This window comes from Flavisolibacter nicotianae (assembly GCF_003628535.1).
GTDB classification, from domain to species: Bacteria; Bacteroidota; Bacteroidia; order Chitinophagales; family Chitinophagaceae; genus Flavisolibacter; species Flavisolibacter nicotianae.
Map to the genome: position 1 here is coordinate 216,505 of NZ_RBCI01000002.1, position 23,960 is coordinate 240,464.

General features: G+C 50.0%; 33 protein-coding genes and 1 riboswitch. Of the genes, 20 read left to right on the forward strand and 13 right to left on the reverse strand.

What is annotated here, in order from left to right; translation table 11 throughout:
• The first annotated feature begins 469 nt into the window (after nucleotides 1-469).
• Both D6024_RS05905 and D6024_RS26560 read left to right on the forward strand, forming a co-directional pair.
• Nucleotides 470-847 carry a TM2 domain-containing protein gene (locus tag D6024_RS05905; RefSeq protein WP_121353672.1) on the forward strand — a complete coding sequence of 126 codons (378 nt, stop codon included), beginning with the start codon at nucleotides 470-472 and terminating at the stop codon, nucleotides 845-847.
• Nucleotides 848-983: 136 nt separating this feature from the next.
• Nucleotides 984-1,154: a hypothetical protein gene (locus D6024_RS26560; protein WP_162944578.1), complete on the forward strand. Its 171-nt coding sequence runs from the start codon at nucleotides 984-986 to the stop codon at nucleotides 1,152-1,154.
• Nucleotides 1,155-1,186: 32 nt separating this feature from the next.
• Here the strand turns inward: D6024_RS26560 and D6024_RS05910 are convergent, their stop codons facing one another.
• Both D6024_RS05910 and D6024_RS05915 read right to left on the reverse strand, forming a co-directional pair.
• The gene (locus tag D6024_RS05910) at nucleotides 1,187-1,597 is read right to left on the reverse strand and encodes an ASCH domain-containing protein (protein ID WP_121353673.1); all 411 of its coding nucleotides are present in this window, start codon (nucleotides 1,595-1,597) and stop codon (nucleotides 1,187-1,189) included.
• A gap of 282 nt (nucleotides 1,598-1,879) precedes the next feature.
• Entirely contained in the window at nucleotides 1,880-2,098 is a 219-nt protein-coding gene (locus D6024_RS05915; protein WP_121353674.1) for a hypothetical protein, read from the reverse strand.
• A gap of 240 nt (nucleotides 2,099-2,338) precedes the next feature.
• Between D6024_RS05915 and D6024_RS05920 the strand changes: the two genes are divergently transcribed.
• From D6024_RS05920 to D6024_RS05955, 8 genes are all read left to right on the forward strand, one after another.
• On the forward strand, nucleotides 2,339-2,599 hold the full coding sequence (locus D6024_RS05920) for a YMGG-like glycine zipper-containing protein (protein WP_162944579.1): 261 nt from the start codon (nucleotides 2,339-2,341) through the stop codon (nucleotides 2,597-2,599).
• 209 nt (nucleotides 2,600-2,808) lie between these two features.
• Entirely contained in the window at nucleotides 2,809-3,057 is a 249-nt protein-coding gene (locus tag D6024_RS05925) for a hypothetical protein (protein WP_121353675.1), read from the forward strand.
• Nucleotides 3,058-3,171: 114 nt separating this feature from the next.
• Complete coding sequence (locus D6024_RS05930; protein WP_121353676.1) at nucleotides 3,172-3,846, forward strand: uracil-DNA glycosylase family protein; 675 nt, start codon at nucleotides 3,172-3,174, stop codon at nucleotides 3,844-3,846.
• A gap of 119 nt (nucleotides 3,847-3,965) precedes the next feature.
• Entirely contained in the window at nucleotides 3,966-5,381 is a 1,416-nt protein-coding gene (locus D6024_RS05935; protein WP_121353677.1) for an MATE family efflux transporter, read from the forward strand.
• 116 nt (nucleotides 5,382-5,497) lie between these two features.
• On the forward strand, nucleotides 5,498-6,541 hold the full coding sequence (locus D6024_RS05940; RefSeq protein ID WP_121353678.1) for an AI-2E family transporter: 1,044 nt from the start codon (nucleotides 5,498-5,500) through the stop codon (nucleotides 6,539-6,541).
• A gap of 164 nt (nucleotides 6,542-6,705) precedes the next feature.
• A complete protein-coding gene (locus tag D6024_RS05945; protein ID WP_162944580.1) occupies nucleotides 6,706-7,452 on the forward strand; it encodes a murein L,D-transpeptidase catalytic domain family protein in 747 nt (248 codons plus the stop codon).
• 21 nt (nucleotides 7,453-7,473) lie between these two features.
• A complete protein-coding gene (locus D6024_RS05950) occupies nucleotides 7,474-7,998 on the forward strand; it encodes a GNAT family N-acetyltransferase (RefSeq protein WP_121353680.1) in 525 nt (174 codons plus the stop codon).
• Nucleotides 7,999-8,056: 58 nt separating this feature from the next.
• Nucleotides 8,057-8,836, forward strand: coding sequence for an RMD1 family protein (locus D6024_RS05955; protein WP_121353681.1), 780 nt, complete (start codon nucleotides 8,057-8,059; stop codon nucleotides 8,834-8,836).
• A gap of 237 nt (nucleotides 8,837-9,073) precedes the next feature.
• Here the strand turns inward: D6024_RS05955 and D6024_RS27190 are convergent, their stop codons facing one another.
• Complete coding sequence (locus tag D6024_RS27190) at nucleotides 9,074-9,238, reverse strand: hypothetical protein (RefSeq protein WP_240409970.1); 165 nt, start codon at nucleotides 9,236-9,238, stop codon at nucleotides 9,074-9,076.
• On the opposite strand from D6024_RS27190, the gene D6024_RS27195 reads away from it, so the two are divergent.
• From D6024_RS27195 to D6024_RS05975, 4 genes are all read left to right on the forward strand, one after another.
• Nucleotides 9,237-9,467 (forward strand): SWIB/MDM2 domain-containing protein, encoded by a 231-nt coding sequence (locus tag D6024_RS27195; protein ID WP_240409971.1) that lies wholly within the window; start codon nucleotides 9,237-9,239, stop codon nucleotides 9,465-9,467. The genes D6024_RS27190 and D6024_RS27195 overlap by 2 nt on opposite strands.
• Nucleotides 9,468-9,972: 505 nt before the next feature.
• Nucleotides 9,973-10,311: a hypothetical protein gene (locus D6024_RS05965; protein ID WP_121353683.1), complete on the forward strand. Its 339-nt coding sequence runs from the start codon at nucleotides 9,973-9,975 to the stop codon at nucleotides 10,309-10,311.
• Nucleotides 10,312-11,166, forward strand: coding sequence for a hypothetical protein (locus tag D6024_RS05970; RefSeq protein ID WP_121353684.1), 855 nt, complete (start codon nucleotides 10,312-10,314; stop codon nucleotides 11,164-11,166). It abuts the gene before it with no gap.
• Nucleotides 11,167-11,406: 240 nt separating this feature from the next.
• Nucleotides 11,407-11,643: a hypothetical protein gene (locus D6024_RS05975; RefSeq protein ID WP_121353685.1), complete on the forward strand. Its 237-nt coding sequence runs from the start codon at nucleotides 11,407-11,409 to the stop codon at nucleotides 11,641-11,643.
• A gap of 110 nt (nucleotides 11,644-11,753) precedes the next feature.
• On the opposite strand, the gene D6024_RS05980 is transcribed toward D6024_RS05975, so the two are convergent.
• On the reverse strand, nucleotides 11,754-11,987 hold the full coding sequence (locus D6024_RS05980) for a hypothetical protein (RefSeq protein WP_121353686.1): 234 nt from the start codon (nucleotides 11,985-11,987) through the stop codon (nucleotides 11,754-11,756).
• Between the two features lie 106 nt (nucleotides 11,988-12,093).
• Between D6024_RS05980 and D6024_RS05985 the strand changes: the two genes are divergently transcribed.
• Entirely contained in the window at nucleotides 12,094-12,324 is a 231-nt protein-coding gene (locus D6024_RS05985) for a hypothetical protein (RefSeq protein ID WP_121353687.1), read from the forward strand.
• A gap of 81 nt (nucleotides 12,325-12,405) precedes the next feature.
• Here D6024_RS05985 and D6024_RS05990 read toward each other — a convergent pair whose 3' ends face one another.
• The 5 genes from D6024_RS05990 to D6024_RS06010 form a co-directional block, all read right to left on the reverse strand.
• Complete coding sequence (locus D6024_RS05990; RefSeq protein WP_121353688.1) at nucleotides 12,406-12,915, reverse strand: hypothetical protein; 510 nt, start codon at nucleotides 12,913-12,915, stop codon at nucleotides 12,406-12,408.
• A gap of 83 nt (nucleotides 12,916-12,998) precedes the next feature.
• A complete protein-coding gene (locus D6024_RS05995) occupies nucleotides 12,999-14,210 on the reverse strand; it encodes a DUF3570 domain-containing protein (protein WP_121353689.1) in 1,212 nt (403 codons plus the stop codon).
• A 76-nt stretch (nucleotides 14,211-14,286) separates the two neighbouring features.
• The gene (locus D6024_RS06000) at nucleotides 14,287-14,520 is read right to left on the reverse strand and encodes a DUF4266 domain-containing protein (protein WP_121353690.1); all 234 of its coding nucleotides are present in this window, start codon (nucleotides 14,518-14,520) and stop codon (nucleotides 14,287-14,289) included.
• Entirely contained in the window at nucleotides 14,517-15,473 is a 957-nt protein-coding gene (locus tag D6024_RS06005; RefSeq protein WP_121353691.1) for an FAD:protein FMN transferase, read from the reverse strand. The genes D6024_RS06000 and D6024_RS06005 overlap by 4 nt, the downstream gene beginning before the upstream one ends.
• On the reverse strand, nucleotides 15,460-15,900 hold the full coding sequence (locus D6024_RS06010) for a thioredoxin family protein (protein ID WP_121353692.1): 441 nt from the start codon (nucleotides 15,898-15,900) through the stop codon (nucleotides 15,460-15,462). The genes D6024_RS06005 and D6024_RS06010 overlap by 14 nt, the downstream gene beginning before the upstream one ends.
• Nucleotides 15,901-16,121: 221 nt before the next feature.
• Between D6024_RS06010 and D6024_RS06015 the strand changes: the two genes are divergently transcribed.
• Nucleotides 16,122-16,844 (forward strand): YoaK family protein, encoded by a 723-nt coding sequence (locus D6024_RS06015; protein ID WP_121353693.1) that lies wholly within the window; start codon nucleotides 16,122-16,124, stop codon nucleotides 16,842-16,844.
• Nucleotides 16,845-16,899: 55 nt separating this feature from the next.
• Here D6024_RS06015 and D6024_RS06020 read toward each other — a convergent pair whose 3' ends face one another.
• The 3 genes from D6024_RS06020 to D6024_RS06030 form a co-directional block, all read right to left on the reverse strand.
• Nucleotides 16,900-17,241: a gamma-glutamylcyclotransferase family protein gene (locus D6024_RS06020; protein WP_121353694.1), complete on the reverse strand. Its 342-nt coding sequence runs from the start codon at nucleotides 17,239-17,241 to the stop codon at nucleotides 16,900-16,902.
• A 26-nt stretch (nucleotides 17,242-17,267) separates the two neighbouring features.
• Complete coding sequence (locus tag D6024_RS06025; protein WP_162944581.1) at nucleotides 17,268-17,858, reverse strand: DUF1349 domain-containing protein; 591 nt, start codon at nucleotides 17,856-17,858, stop codon at nucleotides 17,268-17,270.
• 277 nt (nucleotides 17,859-18,135) lie between these two features.
• Nucleotides 18,136-18,696 (reverse strand): NADPH-dependent FMN reductase, encoded by a 561-nt coding sequence (locus D6024_RS06030; RefSeq protein ID WP_121353696.1) that lies wholly within the window; start codon nucleotides 18,694-18,696, stop codon nucleotides 18,136-18,138.
• A 274-nt stretch (nucleotides 18,697-18,970) separates the two neighbouring features.
• A riboswitch (Fluoride riboswitch) is annotated at nucleotides 18,971-19,035 on the forward strand.
• Between the two features lie 31 nt (nucleotides 19,036-19,066).
• Here D6024_RS06030 and D6024_RS06035 point away from each other — a divergent pair.
• Together D6024_RS06035 and D6024_RS06040 are read left to right on the forward strand one after the other, a co-directional pair.
• Nucleotides 19,067-20,422, forward strand: a complete 1,356-nt coding sequence (locus D6024_RS06035) for a voltage-gated chloride channel family protein (protein WP_121353697.1) — start codon at nucleotides 19,067-19,069, stop codon at nucleotides 20,420-20,422.
• A gap of 81 nt (nucleotides 20,423-20,503) precedes the next feature.
• Nucleotides 20,504-21,358: a DUF6089 family protein gene (locus D6024_RS06040; RefSeq protein ID WP_121353698.1), complete on the forward strand. Its 855-nt coding sequence runs from the start codon at nucleotides 20,504-20,506 to the stop codon at nucleotides 21,356-21,358.
• A 120-nt stretch (nucleotides 21,359-21,478) separates the two neighbouring features.
• Here D6024_RS06040 and D6024_RS06045 read toward each other — a convergent pair whose 3' ends face one another.
• Complete coding sequence (locus D6024_RS06045; protein WP_121353699.1) at nucleotides 21,479-22,231, reverse strand: TerB family tellurite resistance protein; 753 nt, start codon at nucleotides 22,229-22,231, stop codon at nucleotides 21,479-21,481.
• Between the two features lie 166 nt (nucleotides 22,232-22,397).
• Here D6024_RS06045 and D6024_RS26565 point away from each other — a divergent pair, with 166 nt between their 5' ends.
• Nucleotides 22,398-22,601 carry a hypothetical protein gene (locus tag D6024_RS26565; RefSeq protein WP_162944582.1) on the forward strand — a complete coding sequence of 68 codons (204 nt, stop codon included), beginning with the start codon at nucleotides 22,398-22,400 and terminating at the stop codon, nucleotides 22,599-22,601.
• A gap of 107 nt (nucleotides 22,602-22,708) precedes the next feature.
• On the forward strand, nucleotides 22,709-23,956 hold the full coding sequence (locus D6024_RS06055) for an MFS transporter (protein WP_121353701.1): 1,248 nt from the start codon (nucleotides 22,709-22,711) through the stop codon (nucleotides 23,954-23,956).
• The last annotated feature ends 4 nt before the right edge of the window (nucleotides 23,957-23,960 follow it).

Sequence of the window (23,960 nt, forward strand, 5' to 3'; positions counted from 1 at the left end):
CAGCAGCAATTCTCAGTAGGGACAGAAGATAATTTCTTGGGTGGTGGATTGTAGAAAGAGGTTGAAAAGTGGAAAGTTTCGTGGCCACATTGGTGCGTCAACCTCTATTTCAAAAGTATTGTACAATGGTTCCCCCGTCAAGAGCAGAATCGCCCTTTCCTTGAATCGTGTTTTTACGGATAAGTGTTCGCTTTGGACTGTAGAACTACGTGACGGAATTATGTGAAAATACGTAGTTGGCGCCGCTGCCACGGTGAGTCGAACGACGCCGGTTCGACCCGGTGCAAGGGCGGTGGAAAGAGCGGAAAGCGGGCTGTGTACAACTATTTTTTCGGCCGGCTCTCGCATTGAAAACAGGGTAGAGAAGCCGACTCCGGAATCTGCAGGATATGTACAAGCGATGTGCAAAACTATTTTCCTTTTTGTCGTTTGCTGCAGTGCTTAATTTGACCAGGCGTTACCCGTTTTTATGCCGAAATACAAATCTGTGGGAAGGGCTTACCTTTTTTGGACAGTGGGTCTTTTTGGTTGTTTAGGTCTTCACAGGATTTACCTGCGGAAGAAAAAGACGGCCGCTGTATGGATGCTTACGCTGGGATTACTGGGTATCGGTGCGCTGGCTGATCTTATTTTTTTGAAATGGCTTGTAAAACGCTATAACATGATTCAAAAACTCAACGAAATCCAGAACGAATTGCTGCGTACAGAGCAGTGGCGGGAAGAACTTGCCCGCAAACAGAAATACGACGAAGCCTCCTACAAGAGGGACAAGGAAAAGCTGCTCCGCCGCGAAATGGCACGCCTGCGCCTAAAGCTGAAACTGGGACGGGAGATCGAAAGAGAATAGGCAATCAGCAATTTGAACAGAACATCAATAAGTGTGGACTACCGGAATGGGAGTTCTGCCTTTTGTTTCTTGCCGGTTGCAAATTGCCCATTGCCCCCATGGCACAGCAATTGTCCTTTTACCGAAAACGATTTTTATGAAGGGAAAATATTTTGCTGCGGCGGGGCTGGCCCTTGCAGGTTTTGTTGTGTATTATTTTTTGAACAAAAGAAAGAACAGCGAAGTGGCGCAGCCGCAAAATGAAAACGAACGCCATCACCTTACCAATGCTTTTGCCAAGGCAAAACAGGTGGCAGTCGGCAGGTAAAGCGGCATTCGTATGACTGGCTGCAGCAGGCCTTATTCCGGCCGGTAATTCCACAGTCCCAAGCTGCCTCGTATGGCGATGGGTTTAATGAACGGAACCGGGTTTTGCAGCAGCCAGGCATACCGGCCTTTGGTGTAATCGCCAAAGGCTTTTTCTTCCAGTGTGAGATGTGCCAGTGCGGTAGCGGGAAGCTGCAGCGTTTCAACAGGGACAATTTCCTCCAGGAAAACACTGCCGATGATGGCACCAAATGGGAGGCGCTCGAAGTCGTGGATATACCGGTTAAAGGGTGGATCGCTCACGAGGGCCGCTCCTTTTTTCCCCATACTGGCATGGATGAGCAGTTCGCCGCGATAGGCGGTTTGCCAGGAGCGGGTTTCAATTTTTTTGGCGCCCATGATAACTAGGCTGGCCCAGGGTTGTAACAGCGACAGAACTTTCATCTCACTTTATTCTAACAAAGCGTCCTGCCGGTGCAGGACGTTTCAATTTGGCCGGTACGCTGTACAGGCAGTAAAGCCAACGGTTTGCAAGGTTCAGTATATCCAAACCATACCTCCATTGTGATAGAAGAAAATCGTGCCATTGCTTTGGCGATTTCGGCTGGCAAACTTTCAATCAAAATCATGAGGGTGACAGCGAAACCAAACATAGGACCTAATGCCGGGGAAAGTTGATTGCACCGCTTTAGTAGAGGTCTAGTAAATAAAAAGAAGGCATTCGCCTCAGGCAAGGCACCACCGGCCGTCCTCGTCTTTGGTATAGGAAAGGCCATTGCTCATGTGATAGATTTCCCGGCCGGTCTTCGGATGCACCGATATTTTTTGTTCATAGACACGAATACCGTTGTTTTCTCTTGCGAGGTAAACAAGAAGCGCATGCATGGTGGGCTGCACCTCGTGCAACCATTGCTCATCGCTCTCGCGGACAAATGCCTGGCTCATACCGATCATTTTTTGTGTTTAGCAATCGTTTGTTTTCACAGGAGCGTAAAGTTGCCATTTGCGCTGGCCGTGCCTTGGCGTGAACCTGTTCCCGCTGTAGGGGCACAAAGGAACAGTTGTGAAAAATATGCCATCGTCAGGCTCGCTTGGGGTGGAAATGATCCATGCCGGCCTTGGCAAGAGACTTGCTTCTTTATAAAAGTCGTCATACCCATGATGGCTGAATAAAAAAAGTAAGTTATGAAAAAAGCATTGTTGATTTTATTGTTGGCGATGGGCACCACCATGGTGTCGGCGACCTTTAATGAAGCGGCTGCACAAAAGAAATGGAGCAGCCGGAAAAAAGGAGCGGTGATCGGGGGTGTCGTGGGCGCAGGCACGGGTGCAGCTGTCAGTCACAAAAAAGGAAAAGGTGCGATCATCGGCGGCGCGGTAGGTGCCGGTGCCGGTTACGTGATCGGCCGTCACCGCGACAAGAAAAAAGGTCGTGTTCGTTCGTAGACCGTGATGTTTTTCCCACATGAAAAAAGCTCCGTAGCGGACGGGGCTTTTTTCATGTGGCAGCCTAAGGGCTGACCGTTGTTTTTGCCACAAGGATCGAAGCCCTTTAATGGTTAACCGACAAAATGAAAGCGTTAAACTAAAACGCACAAAGGTCAATTAAACATTGTCCAATTTTACGGTCTAAACCTCGCACCAAACAACCAATTATGAAAGACCGTACGTATACATCCACTACCGACATTGAGCGGGCAAGGGCTTTGTGGGAGAAGGGCGTTTTCCTGGCACAACGAACCGAAGGCTTTCACACCCTGCAGCTTTATCAATTGCACGATATCTACGTCGAAGTTAGCTGGCACACCCATTTCAACGTAGCCCTGAAGGTGACGACCTTCAGTGAGACTTCGCACCTGGATCCCTATCTCGAGGCCATTTCACTGGACGGTTTACTGACCTAAGCTTTACTGAAACCGGTTGCTCTACTAATGTTTTGATGACCCGATAAGATTTCCTGTACGCCGCAACCCGGCGTTTCAACAGCAACCTTGCGGTTGCTTCTTACTTTTGCCCGCATGAAAACCTGGGCAGATCACCTTTACGAATTCTACACATCGCTCCACCCCACACAAAAACTGCCCAACCATGTACAATGGCTTTACCCCCAGCAAAGCGAGGCGGTATTGCAGGTTGTCAAGACTTTTTTGGTGAAGTATTTCAATGATGCAGGCAGGCGCCAGCTGTTCCTGGGGATCAATCCCGGGCGGTTTGGTGCCGGCATTACGGGTGTCAATTTCACAGCAGCCCGCCAGCTAACAGAAGACTGCAGGATTGCGCATCCATTTGGCAAAGGCTCCGAGCTTTCGGCCGAATTTATTTACGCGGTTGTCAATGCCTATGGCGGGCCGGAACTGTTTTACCGGGATTTTTTTATTGGATCTGTGTGCCCACTGGGCTTTGTGAAAGAAGGCAGGAACATCAATTATTACGACGACAAAGACCTGCAAAAGGCTGTGGAGCCGTTTATCATCGAAAGTATCGAAAAGCAATTGCGTTTCCCGGTTGACCGCAGTCGCTGCCTTTGTATTGGTGGAGAAAAAAACTTCAAGTATCTCTCCGGACTCAACAACCGTTTTCACTGGTTTAGTGAAGTTGTGCCGCTGCCTCATCCGCGTTTCATCATGCAGTACCGCCGCAAAGAAATTGCTTCGTTTATCCAGCTCTATTTGGCGGCAATGAAAAAGGTTTGATATATTTGTTTCTCTTCAAGCAAGCGCATATGATTTTCTAACAAGCCTTTTACGGCATTTTCCATCTGCAGGCTAAACGCCTTTTTCCTGTTTCGTCCATTTACAAAACCAACCTCTTTATGTCGCAGACTGTGACGCAACCAAAAGTTGTCAAAGCTTTTTCTCTATTCATCCGCGCTGTGAAAGGTGAGCCGCAGGACTACACTGTGGGTAGCATACGCCAGGCTATTTTTTTATTGGCTGTTCCCATGATTCTCGAGATGGGCATGGAAAGCGTGTTTGCGCTGGTGGATCTTTTTTTCGTAAGCCGGCTGGGTAAACATGCCGTGTCTACCGTTGGCCTCACCGAGTCAGTACTGACCATTATTTATTCCATTGCCATTGGTGTTAGCATGGCAGCCGCAGCCATGGTGGCCCGCCGCATCGGTGAGAAAAATGAAAAAGGCGCTGCTTCGGCCGCTATGCAAAGTTTGTGGCTCAGTCTTGCCATCATTCTTTTTTTTAGTATCACGGGAGTGGTGTTCGCTGCGGACATTCTTCGCCTGATGGGTGCTGAGACAGAGACGATCGGAACCGGTGCTACCTACACCCGCATCATGATGGCCAGCAGTACGGTGATCATGCTGCTTTTCCTGATCAACGGGATCTTCCGCGGCGCCGGTGATGCTTCGATTGCGATGCGCAGCCTGGCCATTGCAAACGGGTTTAACATCGTGCTTTGTCCACTCCTGATCAACGGCCTTGGCCCCGTTCCTGCATTCGGGATTACCGGCGCAGCAATGGCCACGTCGATCGGCCGGAGCATTGGCGTTTGCTACCAGCTTTATCACCTGTTCAACGGCAAAAGCGTGGTCAGGTTATCGAAGGCTTCGCTGAAAATCGAAGGAGCGATCATCCGGTCGCTGGTAAAGATTGCCTGGCCGGCGACCTTCCAGTTTATCATTGCGTCCTGCAGCTGGATTTTCCTGGCGCAATTGGTTGCCGAAACAGGACACAGCGCCGCTTCTGCCGGTTACCAAACGGCGATCCGCATCATCATGTTTTTTCTTTTGCCGGCCTGGGGCATCAGCAACGCAGCTGCCACGCTGGTTGGACAAAATCTCGGTGCAAAGAACCTGCTGCGGGCTGAGCAGTCGGTGGAGCAAACGGCAAAGTACAATGCCATTTTCATGGGGATGGTATCCTTGTTGTTTTTGTTTTTTCCGGGAGCGATTGTAGGATTGTTTACACCAATCATTGAAGTGCAACAATATGCAATCACGGCACTGCGAATCATTAGTGCGGGCTATATTTTTTACGGCATCGGCATGGTATTGATCAATGCTTTTAACGGTGCCGGCGATACCCGTACGCCAACCGTCATCAACATCTTTTGTTTTTGGCTGTTCCAGTTGCCGCTGGCTTACCTGCTGGCCAAGTATTTTGCGCTTGGTCCCAAAGGTGTATTCATTGCAATCCCGGTTGCGGAAATGGTCATTACCGTTGCGGCTTTTATTCTTTTTAAAAAGGGTCGGTGGAAAGCCGTCAAAATCTAGATATCGCCGCAAAAAACATGTTCCGTTACTGGTGCTGGCATTTTCTTCTTCCAAGGCAAGGAGGTGGTTTTTGTTTGGTATGGTAACTTCGTTTGGAAACCGTGTTTCGATCTGTTATGAACAATACGACCATTGATAATAATGTCCTGAAGCAGATTTTCTTCATTGCCGTCATCTTGTTTTTGGGAATCGTACTGGCGAAGGAGTTGTGGTTTTTCTTTTCTGCTTTTTTGGGTTCGGTTACGTTTTATGTGCTGATGCGGCAGCGGATGTTTTTCCTGGTAGAAAGAAGAGGCTGGAAACCAACACGTGCCGCCATCGTGCTGCTGGTGCTCTCCTTTTTTGTGATCCTGGTGCCGATTGGGTTGCTGGGAAACATCCTGTATTCTAAAATCAGCTACCTGGTAGCACATTCCAACGAGCTGATCAATTCGCTGAATGTCGCTGCCGGCCGCCTTGAAGATAGGATAGGTTACAAGTTCATCGACACCAATGCCATGAATAAGGTGAGCAGTTACCTGGCGCAGCTGCTGCCGAAGATTTTAGGGGTGACATTCAATAGCATTATGCTGGTTGCCGCCATGTATTTCCTGCTCTACTTCATGTTGGTTAACGGACGCCGTATGGAGACGGCCCTGTATGAATACATTCCCCTGAAAGATTCCAATGTTGATCGGCTTGGAACCGAGCTGCGCAACATTATCTCGTCCAGCGCCATCGGCATTCCGCTAATCGCATTTGTACAGGGGATTGCCGGGCTGATCGGTTACCTCATCATTGGCGTTAACGAGCCCTGGCTTTGGTTTGTCGCCACGACCATTGCAGCCATGTTGCCTGTTGTTGGGGCGGCCATCATCTATGTGCCACTGACCATTATGTTGTTTGTCCAGGGTCATACCGGCAAAGGCATAGCCATGGGCCTTTGGGGTTTTGTTGTCATCGGCCTGATCGACAATGTGTTTCGTTTGCTGGTGAACAAACGGCTTGGCGACATTCACCCCCTCATTACCATCTTTGGTGTCTTGATTGGCGTACAATTGTTTGGCTTTATTGGGTTGATTTTTGGCCCGGTACTGATTGCCCTATTTATTTTGCTGCTACGTATCTATTCTTCGGAGTTTATTGTCAAAAAACGGGAAGTGAAAGAGGTGGATAAGTAAAACAACTACAATTCTTTAACGTAAGAATCCGTGCTGCCCGGGTACTAGTTCGTAACTTTGTTCGGCGATGGCAAAAACATGATTTTTTGCTTGTCCATGCGGGGGGTGCATACTATTTTCACACCCGCAGCGTTTATCCAAAAAACCTGAAAAACCCAATGCACGTGAAAAAAATCTTTTTACCGGCATCCCTTGTTTGTCTTCTAACCGTACTGATCGCTATCCCAACGCTGAAGGCCAGAAGCAACAAGACACTCGTAAAGAGTACAGTCGTTACCGAAGAAAAGACTGAGTCAAAATCCCTTTCCGCAGTAGAGGTCGCTTCCAATTTGCTTTACGACAGTTTGAAGCTGGCCGATATGGGCCTGTCCAAAGATGCCATGCTGATGGCCTACAAAGGACAGCAAGTGCTGGCGCAACGCGGCGTGCTGAACAGGGACAATGTCGTGGCTATTTGCGATTTCAGCCAGTCATCAAAAGCGAAACGCCTTTATATCATTGATACCAAGAACTACCAGGTGCTGATGAATACCTATGTTGCACACGGTAAAAATTCCGGGCTTGACTATGCCGAGAACTTCTCGAACCGCCCCGAATCACTGCAAAGCAGTCTTGGCTTCTATGTTACGAAAAACACCTATTTCGGCAAGCACGGTTTATCGTTGAAGCTCTCCGGACAGGAGAATGGTTTTAACAACAATGCCGAATCAAGAGCCGTTGTTATTCATGGTGCCAATTATATTGGTGATAACCGTCTTCAATCCCCTTACATGGGTCGCAGCTTCGGCTGTCCTGCTGTACCACAGGAACTGTCGGCAAAAGTGATCGACCTGTTGAAGGATGGAACTTGTTTGTTTATTTATTCTCCGAATCAAGCCTATCTGCACGGATCCAAAATACTAAACGGCTGATTTGGACGCAAACAAGGATGGATGAACAAAGCCCACCGTACCCTATGGTTGGGCTTTTGTTTTTTCTGCCGGTGCCCGGTTACCTTTGTGGCTGTGACAACGCTCCACTATAAACGCATTCCTGCCGGGTCGCCTGCCTATGAAGACATGCTAGCCCTTCGCATGCGAGTATTGCTTGATCCGATTGGTATCCCCCGGTCTTATATCAATCCGCAAAAAGAAGCCGGAGACTTTCTTCTGGGTGCCTACCAGGACGATGCTCTCGTGGCCTGTTGTATTTTAACCCCGCTATCCGGACGTGTTGTGCAGCTCCGGCAAATGGCGGTAGACCTGCCGTTTCAGAAAAAGGGATCAGGTGCAGCTTTGTTGTCATTTGCCGAAAGCATTGCAGGGCAAAATGGATATACCGAACTTGTGATGCATGCACGGGACACGGTGCTTCCCTTCTATGCAAAGTGCGGCTACCGGATTGCCGGCGAACAGTTTTTCGAAGTGGGAATTGCGCATCATAAAATGAGCAAGACTCTCCGGCCGGCAACCGTTTGAAACCGGCTTTCCTGATCGGGTAGAAGGCATTGTTCAGAGCTCGTTATTTTTTAGGTGTATGACACAAAAAGTCATTTCATACCAGATTGCCGATTCGATCGATGTCAAACAGTTCAGTGCTTTTTTTAAAGCTGAGCTGTATTACAGCGATCCATCCGAATTGTTTTACCGCATCGACACCGACCATTATCTCTACGTGTTCAAGTATGGCGCAGTTTGCTTTTTAAACTACGATCCCGTTAGCATTTCCGAATTTTTACGCATCATCAAGCCGTTTTGCAAGAACATTTTTGAAAACAGCCTGACCGATGAGTTTTTGGTCGAAACCGGCTCGAAAGACCTGCGGGTGGGATTTAATAAAATCGAAATTCCATCGGCCAGCATCGACGTGCTGCGCCTGGTGATGATCAATGTGTCGCAGTCTGTGGCGCTGGACTATTACGGGGAGCAAACTTCCAAACTGCTGGCCGAAACCAACCAGTACACGCAAATGCTGGAAACGAAAGGCCGGCTAGGGATTACCGGGAAAAAATTAAAACAGTACATCGGCCGCACCCTCCTGCTGCGCAACCGCATTGCGGAGAATATTTACGTCTTCGATTCTCCGCCGGAAACGTGGGAAAACGAAAGGCTCAACAAAGCCGATTCGGATCTGAAACGAACATTTGATTTGCAGGTGCGTGTGCGGGTGATCCACGAAGGCTTGAGCATTGTCCGCGACAACCTCGAACTTTTCCGCGGACTGCTCCAGTACCGCAACAGCAATATTTTGGAATGGATCGTCATCATCCTGATTTTGGTGGAAGTGCTGAACATTGCAATTGAAAAATTGTTTTGAAACCCTTTTCGCCAGGCCGTTATTTGGAAGGATTGATTCCTAACGGTCCTGTCTTTTTTTGATGTTACCGTGCCTTTTGATCTGGCCATTTTATTGGACCCAGACCGGGTAATTTGCCCAGCGTACATGCTTTTTTCGGGGCCGGGTTGGTATAATTTTTTGACCGTTGAAAACTCTTTTGGCCGCAATCGACAGATAGACGTAAATTAGTATGCATAAACCAGTTCTTACGACCTTTTAAATTCTAATCATTATGGCAAAAGCTTCGAAAAAAGCAGCAACAAAAAAGACAGCAGCAAAGAAAGCTCCTGCAAAAAAAACAGCTACCAAAGCCCCTGTTAAAGCAGCACCTAAAAAAGCGGCTGCAAAGAAATCAACCCGCAAACCCAATGCAGCTTTCATGGCGCCTCTGCAGCCCGATGACACACTGGCTGCCGTGGTTGGCAGCAAGCCGATGCCCCGTACGGAAATCGTTAAGAAAGTATGGGACCACATCAAGAAGAATAACCTGCAGGACAAAACCAATAGGCGCATGATCAATGCCGATGCAAAAACAAGAACGCTCTTCGGCAAAGACCAGATCTCGATGTTTGATCTTGCTAAGATTGTCAACAACCACATTAAAAAGTAAAACAGTGAACTACCGGGTCGAAAGCCCGGTAGTTTTTTTCTCCCCTTTTCCTGCCTTGCTTTTGCCTGCAAGTGCAGAAGCAAATCGTTTGCATAATTCGCTTTTACCGATCGCCTTTTTCTTCATTTTTTTCCGTTAAGCCATTCGTCTACTTCAACCGGCGACCTTGGTTTTTATTTCATTGCTTGTTGACGTTGTACTCCGGTTCTGCGCATTGCTTGATAGCAGGATCTGTTGAAGAGACTCCCCTTTCCGGGGCAAAGACTGTTACACGCCCATCGTTTTATTTAGAGTCGGCATTTCGTAGCGATATCCGTTTCCATCACCTATACAGTACCGAAGGGAAATTTGTTTGGCGGTAAAGCACTCATCGTTATCCTCAATTCTTTTCGGAGATATTCACCTCGTTTTTGGATGACAAATGTTTGATAGGTATAAAAACACGGCATTCGACGTTTGCGGTTATTCATTTTTGCCGGGGAAATTGAGTAACTTTTAAAGGAATATGGCTGCTTCAAGTGTATCATCTTCGGTATTACCAACAGCACCTTCGGTTGCAGACGTAGAGCGAATTGCAGCGCAGGCAATCCCCGTGCTTCGCAACCTGCAGATCACGCAGTGTTACTGCGAACTGTCGGCGTCATTTGCCCACCGCACAGGGCTGGTGGCCAATTGGTGCACATTTGCCACCTGGGCTTCCAGACAGGCAGGCCAAACAATCCGTAAGGAAGACATTCAACGAAGTATGGCAACCTGCCTGGAAGAGGACGACGAATTGCAAACGGCACTGGTGTTGGTGATCACAGTTGCCCGGGAACTGGGTGCGCAGAAATCAACAGGGTAGGTGAAAAATTCGATCCTGGAAAATTTTGCTTCCACTGCAGCGCAAAAAGCCGCCGAAGCCGTGAGTCGCGGCAATAAAAAAGTGTTTGAAGAAATCGCCCTGCAGTTTGCCCGGTTTATTCAAGTATGCCTGAACGACGAAACCTATAACGAAGAGCACATCACGGCTTTTTGCCGCCAGCTCAATCCCGGGCCACCGCCTGACCGACAGGACTACCTGCAACGTGCTTTCCGGCATTACTACCTTGCTTTTTTCGAACAGGATGAAAAACGCAGGGCCGAACTCTCCCTTCTTGCGAATCTGGAAATCGGCTTTCACGAACAAACCCGGTTGCAACCCGAAATTTTAGAGGCGCTGAATGCCGGTAGCATGGATATCGATCCGGTAAAAAAATACGTGCATGCATTGCTGATGGCGGACACAGGCTTTTGGAAAAAGCTCTACTTTCTTATTCAGCGTGTTTTAGGGAAAACAGGTTTTTTGGACGAGGCCATTGCCGCCCTGGCGGTGCGTGTACAAGAGCTGCTGCGTCGGTTGCTGACAGCACACCTGATGGTTCTGTCGCTACCGGGCAGGCATCTCCATTTGGGAAAAGATCTGACTACATCCTTCCCCGCGCAACTGGTTCATTTGGAAAATGCAGACCTGCTTTCGCTGCTTCGCACCATTGACCCCACACCGGATAGTGTATTGCAAAGCGGTGCGACGGACTGGGCCAGCCTGCCGGAACGAATCCATTTTATTGCCGATCTTTTTCGCTGCTTCCAGGAAGACGCAACCCTGTTTTCTGACGCTTTTTCAACCCTGCAAGCCGCGGATATCAAGGCTGGTCGTGTTCCGGCCGGTGAATTGTGATGCAATATCGAGCCGGCAACAGGCCTTTCCCAATTATCCACGATTGGAAATGTCAAAAGCGCGGCGTTCTTTTGCGATGGGGAAAGGAAGAGCTGGTTGGAATGGCGGGAATTTTCCCGGCTTCACGTAGGTCGATGTGATTGTGATTACAACATTTTTTCATGTGTCGTGGTTTTCGCAGCCTTTTTACCGTACATTTGCGCTCCCTTACCACCGAAAACCCAAACCATATCTTAACCTATGCAAAAGTTTTTACATTTCGAGATCACCATGGCTGTCAAAGACAGGCCGAAAACGTTCCAGGTCATTACCCTTATGCTATTGGCCTTTTCAATAACAGTTATCCTTGTTAACTCGGTTTCCCGCCTTTCTTCTCTTGATGTAGCAGGAAAACAGACCCTGGGACAAGCCCCCGTGACACCGTATGCCGGGTTTGTTACCTCGCCGGCCCACCACCTGGTCACGCTAAAAAAATAAAACCCTCCGAAGAGGGCTTTACTGCAACTGAATTGTTGTCTCGTTGCTTACAGGGTGTTGAAGTTTTACTGACCAGGGTAACGGGTTGGTGTTGTTTCAATAGGTCCTTATCAGTCACGTATAATCGTTTTCTTTTCCACCACTCTGTTTGTACTACCACCACCACTTAACAGGGCTACCAGCAATACCACAAACACAAGACCACCAATCACCCACAACCAGGGAAAACTGCTACCGCCGCCGCCTGATTTCGTAATATCCACATTTACATCGGCTCCACCATTCTGTGCCATTGCCATCACGCTCATCAAAGCGGATAAAACAAGAAAAGAAAGTCGTTTCATATAAGGTATTTTACTTAGTAGATTAAAAGACCGTGCCAGAATAGCCGCAATTCGTATGGACCAATCTGGGCGGCAAAGGTTTTGCTGCGTAAATAAAAAAACGCATATGAAAAAGTTCCTTCTGAGCTTCCTTGTTGTGGTTGCACTCGGGTTGACCGCTGCCGCGCAAAACAAGGAAGTAAAAGCCACTGACAAAAAAGTAAAAGTGGAAACATCTGTGGCCAAATCCAAGGTCAAAAAGACATCCACACCCAAGCAAAAAGTGCACAACATCCTTCATCCCAAACGCAAAAAGTACAGCGGTGTAAAAGTGAAACACGAAGCAAAGAAAGACTGATCCGGCCAATGCTGTTTTGCCAGCGAGGCTGCAGCCGCACCACCACTTGGTGCGGTTTGTTTTTAGTTGCCGGCAGTCCCTTCAATCGGTTTTCCGTTTAAAAAAGGATCCGTCGCGGGATGGAGAAAAATAGTACATGGCCGAGATCCCAAAGAAAGTCACATCACTGGCCGAATAACGGCCGCTGTAAAAGTACTGGCCAAAAACAACGTTGAAGTGCAGCCGGTCGTTGTGTGCATATTCGATACCGGATGTGAGCTCGGTCATGAAGTTTTCTCTTGCATGGAAAATTCCGCCGATGCCGGCGGTAAATGTATTGGTGAATTTGCCCTGCTGAAACACGTTGAGGTTAGGACGTAGCTCAAGATAAACGGAACTGTCCCTGCCGGGCATTGATGCCATGGTGGTTTTGCCAATGTCGATACCCATGCTGAAAACGCTCCACTGGCGGCCGATCTCGAGTGCAAGGTTGCTTTTTTCGGCAATGGTGCCAGCCGAATTGGTCAGGCTGGGCGCCAGCGAAATATAGGTCTGCGCGAAGCTGCAAGGCGAAAACAGGGTGCTAAGAAAAAGCAGGATGACAACCTTCATCGGCATGATTTGAACAGAAAAATAAAACGCTTTCTTTTCAAAAGAAAGCGTTGTCTTGCTGCTGCCGGCGAAAAGAAAAGCCGCTACTTAAACTGCAGGTTCAGCGAAACGATGTCCGAGTTCAGCCCGGTAGTCCGGTTGTAGTGCCCGTACCGCAGTTCCAGTGCACTGATGCGCTGCACATGAAAGACACCTGTGGCCGGCGTCAGCCGGAAGCCGGCGCCGTAGAAATGGCTGTTGAATGCCGACAGATCATAATTGCTGGTGTAATAGGTTTCCGAAGGCGAGTGAACTTTATACGGTGCAAAATAATTCACGCTGTTTTGTTTGTAATAGCGGTAAAACGGTGTCAGCGAGAAGAAAGGCGAAAGTTTCATCGATGTCTCGAACTGGGCCGTGTGAGCTGTAAGGCCCCAATCGTCGTGATAAAACCGGTAAAAGCTGCGCAGGATTAACTTGTCGCCCACGAAATAGTTGGCGCGGAAACCCAACGGGATTTTTAATCTTGTGTCCGGTAGGTTTTCAATCGCGACGTTCCCATCAGTGAAATAAATACGGTGAAAAGGCAGCCCCAGGTATCCCTGCTGGTAAACAACGTCGGCAATAAGGGCCAACTGCAGGCTGGGGTTGATAATCTGCGAGTATGAAAACGAGCCGCTGAACGAGTTGCGGCTGGCGGTGGCATAATCATCGCCTCTTTCTTCTTCACGGGTTGTGGGTATAACGCCGGAGCGCAGCTCAATGGGATAAATCAATTTCAGGTTGTCGAGATAAGCCTGCAGCCGGGCACTGAACTCGCCGTTGCGGTTGGCTGTTTTTTGGGCAAACAGCACATTTGCACCGATGGACCGGTAGTCGAATTCGTTGGAAAAGGAAAGGCCCGCGCCAACGGTCGTGCCCTTTGCATTGTTTTCAGCCATCCAGCTCAGCGAAGGATAAATGCGGGTGTCGGCGTGCGAAGGAGAGGAGATGGTGTAAGGATTAATCTTGTCGGAAGAGGCAGACGTATAATGGTCCATGCCCACTTCCAGGTGAAAGCTGTGTTTGATATCCTTACGACCCCATTTGACAAATTTCAGGTCGACGGTATTGGAATAGTCCGTGAGGTTTTCGGTGCCGATGCCACCTGTGACAGCGGAGTTGTTTCCGTCCTGCCGGTAGTAGCTCGAAACGAGGTTGGCTTCTTCAAACGTCAGTTTGCGAGGTTTGTACGTACTGGTATCTTTTTCTGTCTGTCCAAACAAAGCCACGAAACTGAGAAAAAGCCCGACTACGGATAAGCAGATTTTTTTCATGTAAAATCGTTGAAGTATATGTGTACAGGTTCGGCTTCGAGCAAAGAGTATCAAATGCCGTCCAATCGCTTGCTGCTCAGTTGCAGCCGCAGCCGCCGCCGGTTTTACCACCGTTGGCGCCGGATGCTCCTTCGCGGTAGGTTTGAAAACTCATTTCGGTTTTTTCCACCTTGCGGGCAGCCAGTGCCATTTCGTTGTCATTGAGTTTGTTCTTCTGGTATTCCTTTACCGTTGTGCACGAAGACAGCACAAAAATGACCAAAGCCAGAAAGGCTGGTAAAGCACTGGGGAAGCAGCGGGCCTTTTTCATTGTAAAATTTTAATGTTGTTTGACGTGAAAAGCCTGTTCTCTTCATCGATGATGATGCAACTCAATCCCCTGATCTGGTTGATCAGGTCCAATCCCACCTTTACGCCCATGATCATGACCGGCGTGGCCATGGCATCGGCGATTTCGGCATTGGGACTGATGATGGTGACACTCTTGATCCCGTGCACCGGCAAACCGGTTTTAGGGTCGATGGTGTGCGAATAACGCTTGCCGTCGATCAGCGCATATTTTTCATAGTTGCCCGATGTGGCGACGGACATGTTGGTCAGTTCAACATAGGAAAATGGTTGCCGTGCCGAGGCCGGATCAGCTATGCCGATGGTCCAGGGTTTTTCGTCGGGCTGGTATCCCCAAACCGTAAGGTCGCCAGCTGCATTCACCACGCCGCTTTGCACACCGCGTTGTTGCAGTACGGCCTTGGCCATTTCAGCCGCATAGCCTTTACCAATTCCGCCGAAACCAATCCGCATTCCTTTTTCCTTTAAAAAGACCGTGCCCTTTTTTTCGTCCAGTAGGATGTTGCGGTAATTAATCAGCCTGACCATTTCTTTTGCCGTGGCCGCATCGGGCAACGAGGTCATCTGCTGGTCGAAGTTCCAAAGCCGCTTGTCGATGGAGCCGTAAGTAATATCGAAAGCGCCCTGGGTAATTTCGGAAATGCGCTTAGAACGTTGAATCAGGTCGAACACTTCTCTGTCCACCTTTACGGGTTTTACCCCGGCAAAGCGGTTGATCAGTGCTGTTTGGCTTTCTTCGGTATAGGTCGTGAACAACGATTCGATACGGCGGATTTCTTCTACCGCTGCCGCGATGTGTTCTTTTGCTCTTTCGGGATTTTTTTCCACCACGGTAATTTCAAAGCGGTTGCCCATCAACTTGAGCACCTCTTTGTGCGCTGCAGGCGCCTGTGCCAAACGGCTATTGGTTGGCATGAACAAGCGTTTTCAGCTGGCCTGTAAAATCGTCGGGTGAAACATTCGGATAACCATCCCACGACTTTACCACCTTGCCGTCTTCTGTCAGCAAAAGCGTAAGCGGGAAGTTGCCTTGCGGGTTGTATTGATCAGCCAGTTTTTCGTTTAGTTTCTGCTGGTCTTTGGGGAGTTGGTTTTTCTTTAGGCGTGGAAAGTCTGCATTTACCAGTTCAAGGTTGGATTCGGCAAAGTCCTCAAACGGTTTGCTTTCAAAAATTTCCTTGTGCAGCCGGATGCAGGGAATGCACCAGTCGGAACCGGAAAACGAAAGCAGGATGTATTTGTGTTCTTCTTTTGCTTTCAGCTTTGCCTGGTCAAAATCGGTTTGCCATTTTGGGGCAAAATTCAGAAAGAAAAAAAGCGATAGAAAAGGGAAGGCCTTCATAAAAAATGGGTTTCCATAAAACTAACGATCACTACCCGCAAAAAAGTATAACGAAATGCAGATTAACAAACCTGTAATGGCAGCTTAGCGTTTTTTTTTACACCCCGGTGCATTGACCCGGTGAATGAATGCAAGGGAGTTGGAATGTTGAATTGCTGTGGAGTGCTTATTTTGTGTCAACCGAAGTACAAGAGATGTGACCCGATTTCGGTAACCACCGTATGTTCAGACACAGAGGAAAAAGCAGAACGCTGATACACAACCTGAGACTTGCTTCCCTTTTATCGTTCGTAGCCGGTATCGTCAATGTGAGCGGCTTGTTTGCCGTGCAACGACTCACTACCAATGTCACGGGTCATTTTGCCTATTTTGCCGATGAGATGGCCAAAAAGAATTTTACGACGGCCCTTGTTTACCTGCTTTACATCGTTGCCTTTTTTTTGGGTGCATTTTGTTCCAACCTGCTGGTCGAGATCATGTCCAAACAAACCATCCGTTTTGTCAATACCATACAGGTGGGAGTGGAGATGGCGATCCTGGCTTTCATTGCTTTTCTGCACCCGCAAACCGTTGCCGCCGCTGCAAACATCATTGCCTGCCTGCTCCTGTTTGCCATGGGAATGCAAAATGCACTGGTGACGACTCTTTCCAATGCCGTGGTGCGAACGACACACCTCACGGGCTTGTTCACTGACCTGGGAATCGAGGTTTCACAACTCTTTTTTTACAAAAAGACCGAGCAGCGCAGGCAGCTCGCCTCCTCCATTAAACTGCGGCTGACGATCATCTGCTTTTTCTTTCTGGGCGGAATCACCGGCGGCTTTGGTTACCTCGTGTCGGGGATCAGTGTTTTGTTGCTGGCGGTGGCTGTATTGGCCATTGCACTGGTGTACGACAGTGTGCGGCTCCGGATCGTTACGATCAAACGCCGGTATCGGAGCTGATGCCAGCCTTTTGCGACTTCAGCGACTGTTTGAAAAAAGGAGCGACCGGTGATCTCTATTCCGCCTTTGCCATGTAGAGCCAGGCTTGTTTCCCCGATGCCAGCACCACGCTTACCCGTTGGTAGTTGGCTGGTTCATACCTGTCTGCCTGCAGCAGTTCTTCGCTTGTGATTTCGAAAACCATTCCCCGAATGCCGTCGTTTGGTTTGTCGGAACGCACGGCAGTGGATTGGTTCCTGTCTTCGCCCTTGGCGAGAAACGCTTCGTCGCTGATCTCGATTGCGGCAACGCAGTAGCCATTCAAGGCATCGCTGGTTCCATGTAAACGTCTGCCGAAAAGCGCTAGTTGCACTGCTTCGTTTTGCAAGGTCCCGTATGAAAAAAGGAATTCGTTCATGGTGGTTGTGGTATCAGTCCCGGTCCCTATTCTCCCCGGTAAGGATCTTTGATTTTCTTCGCCTGGTACCGGAAGGATGAAAATTTTACCGCGCAGTTTTTCCCGGTTGGCGACTGTGCCAGGAAGCCGACCCGCACGTTGTTGGAGCCTTCGAATTGCAGGTGCCGCACCAGGTACCAGCTCTTGTTGTTGGTTGAATAGTACAGGGTGATCACGTTCCCGGCTTTGGCCACTTTGTAATAAACCTTGTTGGCATTGAGCTGGACGGAATTGCAATCGTCGGAAACCGTTTTGGTGACTACGCTAACTACCCGCCTGGCACCGGTGTAGTCTTTTTCAAAACAAAATTTCACCCAGTTCAGGCTGTCCTGCACCAGCACAATGGCGCCGCCGTCCCATTTGCTGGCAAACGCATGTTCAATAGACGCGGAGAGCACAAAATTTTCATCGGCCCTGAACAACAGTTTTGGCGCATTGTCGGTGTTGTAGCTCGCATTCGGATCCCTGAACATATCGGTTTTTTCGCCGGCCACGATGGTCAGCGTGGTGTTGTTCAGCGCATATTGTTCCGGTGGATTTTCCCATCCCAGTTTCCGCGGAAGGCCAACGATTCGCATGCTGTCTGCCGTTTGTGCAAGGCAAACCTGCGCTGACAGGAGAAGAAATAGCGTTAGCAGTTGGCAAGCAAAACGTTTTTTACGCATAGCTGCAATCGTGTTCTGTTTTTTCTTTTGAAGAAGGTTTGTTGCTGGTTAAAGATAATCCTTCAGGATAGATTGCCGCAAGGCAAGCCTGCGGTAATGATTAATGGTTGCTTGCGTTCGCAAGCAGATTCACAGTTCCCTGTTGAATTGCTGCCGCACACGGTTCGTGGCATTGAACAGGCACTGGTTTCTATTGGTTCATGCGTTTGCGGGCTTCCATGCACCAGGTGAATTCTTCCAAAAACAATTTGGCCCGCTTGTCGGTTGTTTCCTTGTCAACCGGCACGCCGTCTTTATTGTACGCATCCTGCACTTTGGGAACGCGGAAGACGGCCGGTGTCACGAGGGCGCCAATTTTCAGGAACAAAAAAGCAAGCGACGGACCAACCTGCGAGCCGCCAAAGGCACCGGCCGAAACGGTCGCAATGCCAATGGGCTTGCGCTTCCATTCGGGGTATAAAAGATCGATGGCATTTTTGAGGGCAGCCGGGTAGCCGCCGTTGTATTCCGGTGTGACGATGATCACGCCATCGGCCTTTGTGATTCGTTCGGCAAACTGCAGCACAGCAGCCGGTGGGTCTTTCATAAACCGCAGGCGTTCGTCGAAGACCGGGAACTGGTATTCGTTCAGGTCGATCAGGTCAACAGTGCCCAGCGAATGTTCCGTCACGTACTGTTTCAGGTACAAAGCCACACGGTGACTGTTCCTGCCAATGCGGACACTGGAAGAGAGTAGCGCAATTGAATACATACAAGATGGTTTGTCGGTGAAATGATTTTTTGCTGTTTGGAAAACAGGCTGTTGCAAACAGTTGGCCGATACGTCAAGGTAGGCATCTTTCTGCGAACCGGTGGTTTGTCTTTCTGCAATCCCGGGTCTGTGTGGCAAAGGATTGCCGGGAAATGGAGCTGCAAAAAACCGCTGAAAACGTGAACGGAGAGGGTGGTGGCAGCGCGGTCATAATTGCCCTTCCGCCTGTGACGGCAGGCGCCTGTCGAATTTGTTTACAGCTTATCTTCGCTTGGCTTACACAGGAAATGGTGTCTTCCTGACCCAACCGCTCCCCGAGCTAATGGCGCCTACAAATAGTCCTGTCATTACTCATAAATCTATTTGTAGGATGGATAAATACCAGTATTCGTTTGAACAGTTGAAAATTGCACGGCACCTGCTTTACTGGACGGTGCTGATTCTTCCCGTGGCTATCGTGGTGGGCTCTCTGGTGGCTTTGTTTCTTTGGCTGCTGGACCTGGCCACGGCAACACGCTGGCAAAACACCTGGCTGCTTTTTTTGCTTCCCCTGGCGGGCCTGCTCATTACCTTTCTCTACCGGTTTTACGGAAAAAATTCCGATGCGGGTAACAACCTCATTATGGACGAAATCCACAAACCGGGCGGCGGCATCCCCACGCGGATGGCCCCGCTGGTCCTGTTCTCAACCGTTGTAACGCACCTCTTTGGCGGCTCTGCCGGCCGGGAGGGAACAGCGGTTCAAATGGGGGGCAGCATTTCCTCTCTTTTTTCCAAATGGTTCAAACTAAAACACCGGGACAAGCGCATCCTCCTCATGGCAGGCATGGCAGCCGGTTTCGGGGCCGTGTTCGGAACACCCGTAGCCGGGGCGGTATTTGCCATGGAAGTGCTGGCCATCGGACGCATAAAATACGATGCCCTGCTGCCTTGCCTGATTGCTGGTCTGGTGGCCGATATTACCTGTTCTGCTTACGGCATTCACCACACGCAATATAGGATTGCTTTTGTGGGGCACACGCACCAGGTATGGTCCTGGCTCCCCGTTTCGTTTGACCTTTTGTTGCTGGGCAAAGTCATCGTGGCGGGAGTTGCATTTGGGTTTGCCGGCTTTCTTTTTGCCGAAACCTCGCACCTTCTCAAGGAAGGCGCTGCCAAATACGTTCGCAACAAATGGCTGCTGCCGGTGGTCGGAGCGGCCCTGGTTATTAGCACCAGCTATGCACTGGGAACCTTTGATTACCTGGGATTGGGCGTCACCAACCCGCGGGGAGGCGTCAGCATCGTTTCGGCTTTTACACCCGGCGGTGCCGCTACCTGGAGCTGGCTCTGGAAATTGCTGCTGACGGCCCTTACGCTCAGTACGGGATTTAAGGGCGGGGAAGTAACGCCGTTGTTTTTTATCGGGGCAACACTGGGAAATACGCTGGCGGCGATCAGCGGTTCGCCGGTCGATCTTTTTGCGGGTCTTGGCTTCATTGCGGTTTTTGCAGGAGCCACCAATACGCCACTTGCCTGTACACTGATGGGGATCGAGTTGTTTGGCGCCAACAACGTGGTGTATTTTGCCGTGGCCTGTTTTACCGCTTATTATTTCAGCGGCCATTCAGGCATCTACGGCTCGCAACGGCTTGCCGTATCAAAATTTCATCTCACCCACACCGGGGAGCGCACCCTGAAACAAATGAAGCAGGAAAAAGCGGCAGTAAGCAAAAGGAAACAATAACGGCTGGAAAAGCTGGAATGGCAAACCATACCAAACAATTCGCCAAAGCGTTTATATCTTGTCCCCGCTAAATGCCAGTCAATGAAAAAAATCCTGTCTATTATCCTTTGTCTGCCGCTCACCGTCCTTTCGCAGGACTTCCACTTTTCGGCAAGGCTCGGCCTCGCCAACTACCACGGCGACCTGACGCGAAAAACCATCAACCTTGCCGGTACAAAGCCCCTGTTTTCACTGGGCGCCCGGTACGACCTTTCGGAACACCTGACCGCCAGGACCTATTTCAGCTACACCTCGCTGCAGGCCGACGATAAAAAAGGAACAGACGAAATGAAGGCCCGCAACCTGAATTTTAAAACCAGGCTTTTTGAATGGGAACTGTCCGGCCAGTATAATTTTTTTAGCCTGAACAACGAATGGTGGACACCCTATGTGTTTGCCGGCATCGGCGTTTACCATTTCAATCCCTATACCACCGATGCGGACGGGGCCCGGGTCTTTCTGCAACCCCTCAGCACCGAAGGGCAGGGCATTCGGACGGGTTCGTCACCTTATAAGCTGACGCAATTCAGCATACCTTTTGGTTTGGGTGCCGATTATTCGCTAAACGAGGACATGCGCCTCGGGCTCGAGTTCGGCTACCGCAAACTGTTTACCGACTACCTCGATGACGTCAGTACCACCTATGTGGATCAGAATGCCCTGCTGCATGCCAAAGGCGACAAGGCGGTGGAACTTGCCTGGCGGGGCGACGAGGTAAACGGGGCTCCCTATCCAACCGACGGCACCCTGCGGGGAAGCCCGAAAGCAAAGGATGGTTATTACTACGTGGCGCTTACTTATACCGTCCGTTATTTCTTCGACAAGTACAAGGCTGTTGCGGGAATCCCTTCGGGGAAAAGGGATAAAAAAGTTGGCTGCCCTGCTACTCGGTTTTAGCAGAACAGCCAGTAGCCGCCTTTGGTTTTTTTGTAGAAAGCGACAAAGAAAGCCGTCGGCAGTATGCAATGGAAAACAGTGACAAGAATTGCCCATTGCCTGCTGCTTACTCTTAAAGACCTAAAAGCCGCCACGGCCCCCCAGGATTTTTCCCAGTAACCCGCCGGTGCTGCGCATACCACCGCCGCCACTGAGCATACCAATCAGCGAGCCAAGACCGCCGCCACCCAACATGCCCCCGAGGCCACCGCCTCCGCCGAGCATACCGCCCAGCGCACCGCCAAGGCCTCCTGTGCCGCCGCGCCGTCCGAGTCCGCGGGAGATCATGCTGCCGATCAGCATGGGTGCGGCAATGCTCAACACGCTTTTCAGTAACCCGCCGGCGTTGATACCGGCCTTTTGCAGCTTTTCCTGCAAGCCGCCCCCAAGCAGGGCTTGCGGTTGCGCCGGTTCGCCACCGGCTGGCGCAGGCGACGCCGGCTGCTGGGCCACTTCGTCGAGAACGGAAAGCTGCTCCTGGTTCAGGCCAAGGTAGCTGCTGATCTTGTGAATGCTTTGTTCTTCAGCTTCCGAGTAATCGCTGTCGGATTTGGCAAAGGCCAGCAGGTCGGTCACCAGCGAATATTTAAGCTGGCTGTTTTTCAACACATCCAGGCACTGGTTCAGTTCTTCACCCGAAAGTTCGGTGGCTGCCCGGCGCACGACATCCTGCTGTTCAGTTGAAAGTTGGGCCGCTTCGGCCAGTTGCTGAATGTAAGCCAGTTCTTCTTCTGATGCCTGCCTGTCGGCTGTGGCCAGCGACGCAATGGCGCCGAGGTAAGCGCCTTTTTCCCTGTCGCTATAGCCTTCCAAAACGGTTTGATGCTCTGACATGATGAATGATTTGTGGGATCACAGAAAAAATAAGACCGCGGTGGCAGGCGCCGGCCGGAAAGTGCAAAAGGCTGGCACAGTTGTTACGGGTAAGGTTTGGAAAAGATTTTTACGATACGTGCAGCCAAATGCACGCTTTTTTTGTTCTACTAGAAAAACACCTTTTATGCTGGCAACGTATAAGCTACCTCGCTTTCTCGATTACCTCTATACCAACTACCATCGTTATTACGAACTGTATGTCGGTCGGTTAATGGAACTTTTTCCCAGTGATGAAGAAACGGAGAACACCCTTTACATCCAGGACGAAGAAAAAACCAGCAAGGCCGATAACGAAGAGATCTATCACTTGTGGATGGCGTTTCATTGATTTGAAAACAGGCAAGGCAGGGCTCCGCTTTACAGGATGTGATTTGGTTCGCATGTTCTTTGCAGCAGTCGTTGTGGTACGCGTTGACTGATGACTGAACCCTGAACATGAAATTACCTTCTTCGCTGCGGGCTTTGCAGGCCTACAATTTCCGGCTTTATTTTTTTGGACAGGCGGTGTCGCTTGTCGGCACCTGGATGCAACGCATCGCTGTAAGCTGGCTTGTGTACAATGTAACCCATTCTGCTTTTTACCTGGGACTGATTGGTTTTGCCGGGCAGATACCCATGCTGGTACTGTCGCCTTATGCCGGTGCGTACGTGGACCGCCACAGCCGGTACCGTACTTTATTGGTTACACAGGTTGCTTCCATGATCCAGGCAGGGTTACTGGCGCTGCTGGTGTTTCTTGGCTACTACCATGTGCTCACCATCCTTCTTTTAAGCCTTGCGCTGGGCGTTATCAATGCATTTGATACGCCGGCGCGGCAGGCACTGATGATCGTGCTGGTGCAAAACAAAAAGGACCTTCCCAACGCCATCGCACTGAATTCTTCCATGGTGACCCTGGCGAGGCTGGCAGGGCCGGCGGTGGCAGGCATTCTACTGAGTTCATTTGGTGAAGACATTTGCTTTGGCCTGAATTTTCTCAGCTTCGTTGCCGTCATTGCTTCGCTGCTGCTGATGAAGCTCCATTTGCCCGAACGGAAGAAGCATCCGGATCCCATCCTGAAAGGATTGAAAGAAGGATTTGTGTACCTGCGCCGGCATCGTGGACTGCGCTCGGCCATTGCGCTGATGGCGTTTACCTCCTTTCTGGCGATGCCTTATACCAACCTCTTTCCCTTATATGCGCAAACCATTTACAAAGGCAATGTGGCCACCTTTAGCTGGATGAACAGCATCGGGGGCCTGGGTGCTTTGCTGGGTGCCATGTACATGGCCAGCCGCACGGAAAAAACCAATCTTTTACGCCTGATTGTTTTTTCGAGTCTCCTGTTTTGCCTCTCGCTTACCTTTTTTGCATACACGACACAATTGACCGTTGCCCTGTTGTTTATTTTGATCGGCGAAGGCGGCATGCTGGCACAGATTGCTGCCACCAACACCTATGTGCAGACCCGCGTGGAGGAGAGCATGCGTGGCCGGGTGTTGAGTTATTACGGGATGGCTTTCCAGGGAATGCAGCCTTTGGGAAGCCTGGTTGTTGGGTGGTCGGCGCATGCCCGGTCTGCGCCTTTCACCGTGATGCTCGAAGGTGTCCTGGGACTGCTTGCAGCCCTTGCATTCATTCCCACACTGCGGAGGATTCGAAAAAGAGAAGACCGCGAACGGTTAAGGAATAGTCCCGGGTAAAATG